We start from the raw sequence: 10,344 nt of genomic DNA, 5'->3' as shown, positions 1-10,344 counted from the left end.
TCCGGCCGGTGCGCGCTGCCACTTCTGCCGTGCCCGGGTGGCGGGCGACGCCCCGCTGGATTCCGCTGAGGGGAGGCGGTAGGTCTCGGCGGGCGCTGACCTTGCTCGGGACCGCGAGAGAGGAGTCGCTCGACGATGAACGATCTGTCGTTCCCGGTCCCCATCTGGGCATGGGCAGCCGTCACCGCCTGCATCGGCGTGATGCTGGCCGTGGACCTGCTCGCCCACCGCGGCGACCACGTGATCGGTTTCCGTGAGGCGGCGGTCTGGAGCGGGGTCTGGATCGCCGTCGGACTGGGCTTCGGGCTCGTCCTGCTGGCCTGGCAGGGCGGGGAGGTGTCCTCCACCTACTACGCCGGCTACCTGATCGAGAAGGCGTTGTCGATCGACAACGTCTTCGTCTTCGCGCTGGTCTTCTCGTTCTTCGCGGTCCCCGACGCCTACCAGCACAAGGTGCTGTTCTGGGGGGTCTTCGGCGCCCTGGCGGCACGGCTGGTGTTCATCTTCGTCGGGGCGGAACTGCTGCGGGTGTTCTTCTGGACGGCTTACGTCTTCGGCGCCTTCCTGATCTGGACCGGCTGGAAGATGGCCTTCTCCAAGGACACCGAGGTCGATCCGGACCGCAACCCGGTGGTGCGCCTGGTCAGGAGACTGGTGCCGACGGATCCCTCGTTCCACGGCAGCCGGTTCTTCGTCCGTTTGGACGGCAGGCGGGTGGCCACGCTGCTGTTCGTGGCCCTGGTCGCGGTGGAGGCGACCGACCTGATCTTCGCGATCGACTCCGTCGCGGCCGTCCTGGCGATCACCACCAACACGTTCCTGGTGTGGACCGCGAACGCCTTCGCCGTGCTCGGCCTGCGTGCCCTCTACTTCTGCCTCGCCGGCCTCCTGCGCCGCTTCGCCTATCTGCACTACGGGCTCGCGGTGCTGCTCGCCTTCGCCGGCGTCAAGCTCATCCTTTCCGAGACGCCGGTCGGCAAGCTCCCCATCCCGCTCACCCTCGGGGTCATCGCGGTCACCATCACCGTGTCGATCGGCTGGTCGCTGGTGGCCACCCGGGGCCGCCCGCGCGAGGCGGGCGGCCCGGAGGCGCCCTGACGGCCAGGGCGCCGGCGGTCAGGTCCGGGCCGGTGGTGGGGCCAGGGTCAGCAGCAGGGGGCCCGCCGGGGTGGTGACCATGTCGGAGACGGTCAGTGGGTCCAGGGAGGCGAAGAAGGCCTCCTGGGCCTGGCGGAGGGCGCCGCGCAGGCGGCAGGCGGGGAGGACGGGGCAGGGTGTCTCGCCGCCCTCGCAGTCGACGACCTCGCCGTCGCCCTCGAAGGCGCGCACCACCGCGCCGACCGAGGCGGTGCGGCCCGCGGCGGTGAGGGAGAGGCCGCCGCCCCGCCCGCGCCGGGCGTCGACCAGGCCCATGCGCTGGAGTTCCGCGACCACCTTGGTGGTGTGCGTGTACGGAACGGCGACGGCCTCGGCGACCTCACGCGTCGTCGGGGTGGCGTCCTCCGGGACCGTGGCGAGGCGCATCAGGACGCGCAGGGCCAGGTCGGTGGAGCGGAGAAGACGCATACGGCAACGGTAACCCGCTGGTCGGATCGCACGTTCCGCCCGCCCGTTCCGCCCGCCCGTTCCGGCGGGGCCCGCGGGTTCCCCTGCCTCCGGGTGCGCCCGAGGCAGGGGGCCGCGCCTCCGGCGCCCCTGCCTCTCGGCGCCCCAGTCCCGGTAGTGCCCCTACTCCGCCTCCGCCCGCGCTCGGGTGCTCTCGGGGGCCGGCAGGTGGGTGGCGACCACTCGCCCGGCGCGGCGTTCGCGGCGGTCGGCGAGCAGCGAGAGCGCCGCGACGCCGATGCCGAGGACGGCCAGCACCGAGCCCACCGGGGCGGGCGAGGTCACGCCGAGGCCGGCGCTGAGGGCGAGGCCGCCGATCCAGGCGCCGCCGGCGTTGGCCAGGTTGAAGGCGGCCTGGTTGGCCGAGGAGGCCAGCGAGGGGGCGCTGGCGGCGCGGGTCATCACCATCAGCTGGAGCGGCGCGCCCAGGGTGAAGGCGGTGACGCCGAGGAGCAGCACCGCGACCGCGCCGCCCGCCCTGGTGTCCATCAGCAGCGGGAAGAACAGCAGCGTGACGGTGACGGCGCCGAGGCCGGCGAAGACCGTGCCGCTGGGCGAGCGGTCGGCGAGGCGGCCGCCGAGCAGGTTGCCGATGGTGGCGCCCACGCCGAACAGCGAGAGGACCAGCGTCACGGAGGCCTCGGCGTAGCCGGCGGCGTCGGTGAGCATGGGCGTGATGTAGCTGAAGGCGGAGAAGAGCGCCCCGCTGCCCACGATGGTGGTGCCGAGGACCAGCCAGACGGAGACGGACCGCAGCGCGGCCAGTTCGCCGCGCAGGCCGACCGGCGGGGCGGCGTGCGCGGTGCGCTTCTCCTGCGGCACGAGGAAGAACAGGGCGGCGACCGCGGCGAGACCGATCACGCAGACCGCGCCGAAGGTGGCCCGCCAGCCGAGCTGCTGGCCGAGCAGGGTGCCGACCGGGACGCCGACGATGTTGGCGACGGTGAGGCCGGTGAGCATGGTGGCCACCGACCGGGCCCGCTTCTCGGGGGCGACGAGGGTGGTGGCGACGACCGAGCCGACGCCGAAGAAGGCGCCGTGCGGCAGACCGCTGAGGAAGCGCGCGCCGAGCAGCCAGGTGTGGTCGGGGGCGAGCGCGGAGAGGCCGTTGCCGACGATGAACAGGCCCATCAGCCAGAGCAGGACCTGGCGGCGTTCCATGCGGGCGGTCACGGCGGCGAGCAGGGGCGCGCCGACGACCACGCCCAGGGCGTAGGCGGATATCAGGTGTCCGGCGGAGGGGATCGAGACCCCGAGGTCGGCGGCGACCTGGGGCAGCAGGCCCATCATCACGAACTCGGTCGTACCGATTCCGAAGGCGCCTACAGCGAGGGCGAGCAGGGCCAGTGGCATGGGGCGTGTGCCTTTCAGCAGGGGTGGTCACGGCCGGTGTGACGGGCTCCGCGAGGAGTATGTTCCACTCCGAAACAAAACCCGGGGCATCAGTATTTCAGAGGTCGCGGGCTCTTGCTCCCACTGAAACGGTGAACAGTTCGTATCAGGTGCCGTGGATGTCGGGGGTGGCCAGGTGGCGCGCGTGCTGGAGTACGGGCGGGAGTGCCGGTGCGGGTGACGGCGCGCGCCAGAGGTCGGTAGGGGTGCGTACGTGTCGTATGTCAGCGTACGGACACGTGTCAGCGTACGGACACGTGTCAGCGTACGGACACGCGCGCCGCGACCGGGAGGTGGTCGCTGCCGGTCTCCGGGAGCGTCCACGAACTCACCGGCTCGACGCCGCGCACCATGATCTGGTCGATCCGGGCCATCGGGAAGGACGCCGGCCAGCTGAAGCCGAAGCCGCTGCCCGCAGCGCCCTGGGTGGAGCGCATCTGCGAGGTGACCGCCCGCAGCGCCCGGTCGTTCATGGTGCCGTTGAGGTCGCCGAGCAGCACGATCCGCTCCTGCCGCTCCTTGGCCACGGCCTCGCCGAGCGCGTCGGCGCTGCGGTCGCGCTCGCGGGCGGTGAAGCCGGCGTCCAGCCGGACCCGCACCGAGGGCAGGTGGGCGACGTAGGCCTTCACGTCGCCGAAGGGAGCCTCGACGGTGGCGCGCATGGCCCGGGTCCAGCCCAGCTCGATGTCCACCGGCTCGACCTCGCGCAGCGGGTACTTGCTCCACAGGCCGACGGTGCCCTGCACCGAGTGGTAGCGGTAGGTGGAGGCGAGGGTCCGCTCGTAGACCGGGGCCGCCGACTCGGTCAGCTCCTCCAGGGCCACCAGGTCCGCCCCGAGCGCCGCCACCTCGCGGGCGGTCCCCGCGGGGTCGACGTTCTGCGCGTTGACGTTGTGGGTGACGACGGTGAGGTCGCCGTCGGCCGTCGGGTCGGTCTTGTCCGACAGCAGCCCGCCGAACTGCCCGGCCCACACGAACGCGGGCAGCAGGCCGACGATCACCGCGGTGGCCGAGCGGCGTACCAGCGCCGCCAGCAGGATCACCGGGACGAGCAGTCCGAACCACGGAAGGAACGTCTCGGCGAGACTGCCGAGGTTGCCGATCGCGTTGGGCACGTGGGCGTGCAGCCGCATCGCGGCGGCGAGGGCCAGCGCGCAGGCCGCGAGGACCAGGCCGCGCCGCCAGATGCCGGGCCCGGCCAGTGCGTCCCCGACGAAGCGGCACACCCAGCGGTGGGCCAGGCGCCGCATCCGGCCTGGGCGCCGGGGATCCCGGTCGGCCCCGTCCGTCTCCGTCGCCACCGCCTGCTGCGTCATCCGCCGCCTCACCACCTGCCGTGCACACCGTCCGTACCAGTGGGTCCCACACGCTGTACGCGTCGTACGCGTGTCTACGACCCTAGGCCATGTCCGGTTTCCGTCCCGCCGGGCGCTCGGGAGCATCTCCCGTCGCGCGGCGCCTTACAAGGGGTGGGACGACCAACCGGGAGGAACGGGTTCCACCGATGGGGCGCCGAAACCACCGACCGTGACACAAACCGCACATCCCGCTCCCCCCTCTTCTCCTGTCGCGTGTCAGGTGCAACCATGGAAATGGTCCGGGGACGCCGTGAGGGCGCCTCGAGATGACGATGAAGGAGCCGTTCCATGACGCAGCTTCAGGCTGCCCAGAAGAGCCCTGACGGCGGTGGCAAGTCCCTCTACGGCGGCAGGAGCAACCGCCGGGTGACCGTCCGCGACATCGCACTGGCCAAGGAGCGCGGCGAGCGCTGGCCGATGCTGACCGCCTACGACGCGATGACCGCGTCCGTGTTCGACGAGGCCGGGATCCCGGTGCTGCTGGTCGGCGACTCGGCCGGCAACTGCCACCTCGGCTACGACACCACCGTGCCCGTCACGCTGGACCAGATGGTCATGCTGACCGCCGCCGTGGTGCGCGGCACCAGCCGCGCGATGGTGGTGGCCGACCTGCCGTTCGGCTCGTACCAGGAGGGCCCCGTGCAGGCGCTCCGTTCCTCGATGCGGCTGATCAAGGAGTCCGGCGCCACGGCCGTCAAGCTGGAGGGCGGGGAGCGCTCGCACGAGCAGATCAAGCTCCTGGTCGACTCCGGCATCCCGGTGATGGCCCACATCGGCCTGACCCCGCAGTCGGTCAACGCCATGGGCTACCGGGTGCAGGGCCGCGGCGAGGAGGCCGCCCAGCAGCTGCTGCGCGACGGCAAGGCCGTGCAGGACGCCGGAGCCTTCGCGGTGGTGCTGGAGCTGGTGCCGCGCGAGCTGGCCGCCGAGGTCACCAACACCCTGCACATCCCGACGGTCGGCATCGGCGCCGGGCCCGAGTGCGACGCGCAGGTGCTGGTGTGGACGGACATGATGGGCCTCACCCCCGGGCGGGTCCCGAAGTTCGTCAAGCAGTACGCGGACGTGCGCAGCGTGATGGGCGACGCCGCGAAGGCGTACGCCGAGGAGGTCGTGGGCGGAACGTTCCCGCTGGAGGAGCACTCCGTCCACTGACCCCGGCAAACCGCGGCCCCGTCGCACCGGACGGGGCCGCGCGCCCGACAGGCCACTGAGAGGACAGCCCGCCGATCCCCCCGTCGGCGGGCTGTCGGTCTTCCCGGACCCGGGCCGCCCTCCTGTCGTCGGTGAAACGTCGGCGACCTGTCGGCGAAAGGCCGGCGCGCGCCGCTCCCTCGTCGGCCGCCTGTCGGAAAAATGTCGGCGCGGTGTCGGCGTCACCTGACAGCGTGGCTCCCATGACACGCGACGACGACAAGACGCCCGCCCCCGCGGTCTCGGTACGGGGGCTCACGAAGAGGTACGGCGAGACCCGCGCGCTGGACGGCGTGGACCTGGACGTCCGCGAGGGCACCGTCCTCGGGGTGCTCGGCCCCAACGGCGCCGGCAAGACCACCCTGGTGCGGATCCTCTCCACGCTGATCGTCCCGAACGAGGGCCGGGCGACGGTCGCCGGGATCGACGTCCTGCGGCAGCCGCGGCGGGTGCGCCGGGTGATCGGGCTGACCGGGCAGTACGCCTCGGTGGACGAGAAGCTCTCCGGGCGCGAGAACCTGTACCTGATCGGACGCCTGCTCGACCTGCCGTCCAAAGCCGCCCGGGCCCGCGCGGACGAGCTGCTGGAACGCTTCTCCCTCACCGACGCCTCCCGCCGGCCCGCGTCCACCTACTCCGGCGGCATGCGCCGCCGCCTGGACCTGGCGGCCTCGATGATCGGCAGGCCGCAGGTCCTCTTCCTGGACGAGCCGACCACCGGCCTGGACCCGCGCACCCGCAACGAGGTGTGGGACGAGGTGAAGCGGATGGTCGGCGAGGGCGTGACCGTGCTGCTCACCACGCAGTACATGGAGGAGGCCGAGCAGCTGGCCGGCGAGCTGGCGGTCATGGACCGCGGCCGGGTGGTCGCGGGCGGCGGCATCGACGAGCTGAAGGCCAGGGTGGGCGGCCGCTCGCTGCGGATCCGGCCCGCCGACCGCGCCGACCTGCAGCCGCTGGCCGCCACGCTGGACGCGCTGGGCGTCACCGGTCTCGCCACCGTCGCGGTGGACGCCGAGAGCGGCTCGGTGCGGGTGCCGGTGCTCAGCGACGAGCAGCTCACCACGGTCCTCGCGGCGGCCGCCTCGGGCGGGATCGCCCTGGCCTCGGTCGTCACCGAGCTGCCCAGCCTGGACGAGGTCTTCCTCTCCCTCACCGGACACAAGGCGTCCGACACGTCCGCCGGGGACGACGCCCAGGCGGGCGCCGGCTCCGACCCGAAGCTCGAGGAGGCCGCCGTATGAGCGCCACCACCACCGCCGCGCCCGTCCCCGCCGCCTCCCCGGCGCGGGACCTGGCCGACGACCACATCGGCCTGCGCGGCCACCTGCGGCACACCGGCGCGCTGATGAGGCGGAACCTGCTGTGGATCCGCCAGGACCCGGAGTCGATGTTCGACGCCGTGCTGATGCCGATCGTCTTCACCCTGCTGTTCGTCTACGTCTTCGGCGGATCGATCGGCATGGCGCTGGGCGGGGGCCGGGACGCCTACGTCCAGTACCTGGTCCCCGGCATGCTCGCCATGATGGCGCTGTCGATGTCGATGTCGGTGGGCACCGGATTCAACCAGGACATCCAGAAGGGCGTGATGGACCGCTTCCGTTCGCTGCCCATCGGGCGCGGATCGGTGCTGTTCGCCAAGATCGCCGTGGAGCAGCTGCGGGTCCTGCTCTCCACCGTGATCCTGCTGGTGGTCTCCCTGCTGGTCGGCTTCGACATCGACCGGCCGCTCGGCCTGCTGGCGGCGGTGGGGCTCTCCATGCTGTTCGGGACGTCCCTGATGTGGGTGTTCCTCGCCATCGGCGTCACCGCGAAGAGCGCCCAGTCGGTGCAGGGCATCGGCTTCATGGTGATGATGCCGCTGCAGTTCGGGTCGTCCCTGTTCGCCCCGACGTCCTCGATGCCCGGCTGGCTGCAGGCCTTCGCCGACTGGAACCCGCTGTCGGCGCTCGCGGACGCCTCCCGTGGACTGATGGTCGGCGGCCCGGTCGCCCGCGACCTGTGGGTGACCCTCGGGTGGACCGCGCTGCTGACGGCGATCATGGCGCCGTACGCCGTCCGCAAGTTCACCACGCGCGGCTGAGCCGGACTCCGGCCCCGGGCCGGGTCACACCAGGGCCGCGGCCTCCTCGACGGGGAGGCCGCGGCCCTCGGCGTAGGCGGCCTCGAACGCGGCGTCGCCGAGGGCGGCGCGCAGCGCGGACTCCGCGTGCTCCCCCAGGCGCCTCTCCGCGACGCCGCTCAGGTGGTCCTCGCCCAGCGCGGCGACCGCGGCTCCCAGGCAGCGCGCGCCGTCCGCGGCCCGGTCGCCGCCGTAGCCGGCGAGGGCCACCGAGGCCACGGTCAGCAGGAACGAGTGCAGGTGCGGGGCAATGGTGCGCGACAGCGAGTCACCGGCGCCCGACAGGGCGCGCCGGACGTGCCCGAGGGCGCCGGAGCTGCCGTCCATGGCGTCCAGCAGGGCCTCGGTGCCGGCGATGAACGAGTCGAAGACGATGAACGCGGCGGCGGGGAACTCCTCGCGGATCTCCCGCACGTACCGGCGGGCCTCGTCGGTCCGCCCGGTGACGCCGAGCCAGCTCGCCAGCACGATCCTGGCGGCCGGTCCCGCCTCCTGGTCGCCGAGCGGCCCGCTCGCGATCACCTCACGCAGCAGCTGCTCACCGCGCTCGGGCCGCTCGGTCTCCAGGAGGACCGCTCCCAGACGCGAGCGGAGCACGTCGCGCTGGGCGTGGGCGCCCAGCAGCTCCACCTGTCCGACGGCTTGGCGGTAGTCGTCGGCGGCCTGCTCGAAGCGGCCGGCGCGTTCGTTGGCGGCACCGCGGGCGCAGAGCGCCTCGGCGATGCTCCAGACGTCCCCCAGGCGGCGGCAGATCTCCAGCGAGCGGTCCGCGTCGGCGATCGCGTCCCCCTCCCAGTCGGGGCGGTTTGCGATCAGGTTGGCCCGCATCTGCAGGGCGAGGGCCTGTTCCCAGGCGTGGTCGGGACGGTCGGCGGTGGTGCGGACGGCGGCGTCCACGATCTCCCGCAGGCGGTCGACCTGACCGGTCAGCAGGACCGCGAAGAACCAGAGGGTTCCGGGGTTGCGGCAGACCTGCGGCATGCCGGGCTCGTAGGCCCGCGCGATGGCCCGCAGCTTCTCCTGCGCCGCCGGGTCCTGCCATGCCTTCAGCTCACCCTGCATGTCCATGCACGCCAGGTGGACCAGGTGCACACCCCGCCGGGCCTCCCACAGCAGGTCCCCGGCGAGCGGCGGGGACGTGTCGGTGCACCGCTCCCACAGCGGGACGGCGGCGGGCGCGCCGGGGGCGAAGGGGCTGGGGCCGAGTTGCAGGACGGCGGCGCTCCAGTGCCTCGCCTCGCTGCGCAGGCCGCGGATCTGCCAGAACCAGGTCAGGGAGAGCACCAGGCACAGGGCCTCCTGCTCGTCGCGTTCGGCGACGGCCGTGCGCAGGGCGGTGCGGAGGTTCTCGTACTCGGTCTCCAGGCGTCCGATGGCGTCGAGTTGCCGGTCGCTGCGCAGCAACGGGTCGCTGATGCGGGCCAGTTCGCGGTAGTGGGTGAGGTGCAGGCGCACCGTCGCGGCGTGCTCGCCGGCCTCCGCGAGGCGTTCGCGGGCGTACTCGGCGACCGTCTCCAGGAGGCGGTAGCGCATCGGGCCGTCGGCCGAGGGGGCCGCCACGACCAGGGACTTGTCGACCAGCGAGGCCAGCGCCTCCAGGGCGTGCGGACCGCAGACGGCTTCCGCGGCGTCGAGGTCGCAGCCGCCGGCGAAGACCGACATGCGGCGCAGCACCGTGCGCTCGGCGTCGTCCAGCAGGTCCCAGGACCAGTCCACCACGGCGCGCAGGGTCTGCTGGCGGGGCAGCGCGGTGCGGCTGCCGGAGGTGAGGAGGCGGAAGCGGTCGTCGAGCCGGTCCGCCAGCTGGCGGGGGGCGAGCATCCGCAGGCGGGCGGCGGCGAGTTCGATGGCCAGCGGGAGGCCGTCGAGGCGGCGGCAGATCTCGGCGCAGGCGGCGGCGGTCTCCGCGTCGGCGTCCACCCGGAAGCCGGGGCGGGCGGCGGCGCCGCGGTCGGCGAGCAGCCGCATCGCGTGGGGCTCCGGCAGCGGCTCCACCGGGCGGATCAACTCCCCCGGTACGCCGAGGGGTTCGCGGCTGGTCGCGAGCACGGTGAGGTGGGGGCAGCGGGCGAGGAGCTCCTCCGCCAGGCGGGCGGCGGCGTCGATGACGTGCTCGCAGTTGTCCAGCACGAGCAGCATGCGGCGGCGGGCGCAGTGTTCGGCGAGCCGTCGCACGGGGTCGTCCTTGCGGTCGGTCGCGGCGCGTATCTCCTCCGCGCCGCCGCCGTACAGCACGGTCTCGCGGGCGCCGACGGCGGTGAGCACGGCCTCCGGGACGGCGGCGGGGTCGTCGACCGGGGCGAGCTCGGCCAGCCAGACGCCGTCCGGGGCGAGTTCGGCGGCGGTGGTGCGGGCCGCCTCCTGGGACAGCCGGGTCTTGCCCGCGCCGCCGGGACCGAGCAGCGTGACGAGCCGGGCGCCGGCCAGGTCGCGGTGCAGCGAGGCGACGTCGGCGTCCCGGCCGACGAAGGAGGTGAGGGGGGTGCGCAGGTTCCCGGCGACGGCCACCCGCGCGGGGGAGGTCCCGCCCTCGCCGAAGCCGTCGTCCCCGGACGCGGGGCTGTCCGTGGCTGCGGTTCCGTCGTGGCCGGGGGCGGCCGGCGTCGCCGTCCGGTCCCGGCCGGGGGCCGCCCCGTTCGGGCCGGGCGGGGTTCCGTCCGGGCCGAACGGGGC

The 10,344-nt window shown here is 73.5% G+C and carries 8 protein-coding genes; 4 read left to right on the top strand and 4 right to left on the bottom strand.

What is annotated here, in order from left to right; genetic code table 11:
• Window positions 1-135 precede the first annotated feature (135 nt).
• The gene (locus ACOV8S_RS10595; protein WP_448317537.1) at window positions 136-1,098 is read left to right on the top strand and encodes a TerC family protein; all 963 of its coding nucleotides are present in this window, start codon (window positions 136-138) and stop codon (window positions 1,096-1,098) included.
• 18 nt (window positions 1,099-1,116) lie between these two features.
• On the opposite strand, the gene ACOV8S_RS10590 is transcribed toward ACOV8S_RS10595, so the two are convergent.
• The 3 genes from ACOV8S_RS10590 to ACOV8S_RS10580 form a co-directional block, all read right to left on the bottom strand.
• On the bottom strand, window positions 1,117-1,566 hold the full coding sequence (locus ACOV8S_RS10590; protein ID WP_448317536.1) for an RrF2 family transcriptional regulator: 450 nt from the start codon (window positions 1,564-1,566) through the stop codon (window positions 1,117-1,119).
• A gap of 162 nt (window positions 1,567-1,728) precedes the next feature.
• Window positions 1,729-2,958: an MFS transporter gene (locus tag ACOV8S_RS10585; RefSeq protein WP_448317535.1), complete on the bottom strand. Its 1,230-nt coding sequence runs from the start codon at window positions 2,956-2,958 to the stop codon at window positions 1,729-1,731.
• 299 nt (window positions 2,959-3,257) lie between these two features.
• Window positions 3,258-4,247, bottom strand: a complete 990-nt coding sequence (locus ACOV8S_RS10580) for an endonuclease/exonuclease/phosphatase family protein (RefSeq protein WP_448317902.1) — start codon at window positions 4,245-4,247, stop codon at window positions 3,258-3,260.
• A gap of 396 nt (window positions 4,248-4,643) precedes the next feature.
• Here ACOV8S_RS10580 and panB point away from each other — a divergent pair, with 396 nt between their 5' ends.
• The 3 genes from panB to ACOV8S_RS10565 all read left to right on the top strand — a co-directional run bounded on the left by panB (window position 4,644) and on the right by ACOV8S_RS10565 (window position 7,632).
• On the top strand, window positions 4,644-5,510 hold the full coding sequence (gene panB / locus ACOV8S_RS10575; RefSeq protein WP_448317534.1) for a 3-methyl-2-oxobutanoate hydroxymethyltransferase: 867 nt from the start codon (window positions 4,644-4,646) through the stop codon (window positions 5,508-5,510).
• A 242-nt stretch (window positions 5,511-5,752) separates the two neighbouring features.
• Window positions 5,753-6,793 (top strand): ATP-binding cassette domain-containing protein, encoded by a 1,041-nt coding sequence (locus tag ACOV8S_RS10570; protein WP_448317533.1) that lies wholly within the window; start codon window positions 5,753-5,755, stop codon window positions 6,791-6,793.
• Window positions 6,790-7,632 (top strand): ABC transporter permease, encoded by an 843-nt coding sequence (locus ACOV8S_RS10565; protein WP_448317532.1) that lies wholly within the window; start codon window positions 6,790-6,792, stop codon window positions 7,630-7,632. The genes ACOV8S_RS10570 and ACOV8S_RS10565 overlap by 4 nt, the downstream gene beginning before the upstream one ends.
• Window positions 7,633-7,656: 24 nt before the next feature.
• Here the strand turns inward: ACOV8S_RS10565 and ACOV8S_RS10560 are convergent.
• Window positions 7,657-10,344 (bottom strand): ATP-binding protein (locus ACOV8S_RS10560; protein ID WP_448317531.1); only part of this gene is annotated, 2,688 nt, incomplete at its 5' end.

The sequence above is a fragment of the Streptomyces sp. CO7 genome, assembly GCF_053474865.1.
The sequence above is the reverse complement of the archived record's forward strand: the minus strand, read 5'-3'. Positions and strand labels throughout refer to the sequence as shown.

Excerpts from the sequence above, each read along its gene's own strand:
- ACOV8S_RS10595 (WP_448317537.1), top strand. The coding sequence starts at position 136 with ATGAACGATCTGTCGTTCCCGGTCCCCATCTGGGCATGGGCAGCCGTC.
- ACOV8S_RS10590 (WP_448317536.1), bottom strand. The coding sequence starts at position 1,566 with ATGCGTCTTCTCCGCTCCACCGACCTGGCCCTGCGCGTCCTGATGCGC.
- ACOV8S_RS10585 (WP_448317535.1), bottom strand. The coding sequence starts at position 2,958 with ATGCCACTGGCCCTGCTCGCCCTCGCTGTAGGCGCCTTCGGAATCGGT.
- ACOV8S_RS10580 (WP_448317902.1), bottom strand. The coding sequence starts at position 4,247 with ATGCGGCGCCTGGCCCACCGCTGGGTGTGCCGCTTCGTCGGGGACGCA.
- panB (WP_448317534.1), top strand. The coding sequence starts at position 4,644 with ATGACGCAGCTTCAGGCTGCCCAGAAGAGCCCTGACGGCGGTGGCAAG.
- ACOV8S_RS10570 (WP_448317533.1), top strand. The coding sequence starts at position 5,753 with ATGACACGCGACGACGACAAGACGCCCGCCCCCGCGGTCTCGGTACGG.
- ACOV8S_RS10565 (WP_448317532.1), top strand. The coding sequence starts at position 6,790 with ATGAGCGCCACCACCACCGCCGCGCCCGTCCCCGCCGCCTCCCCGGCG.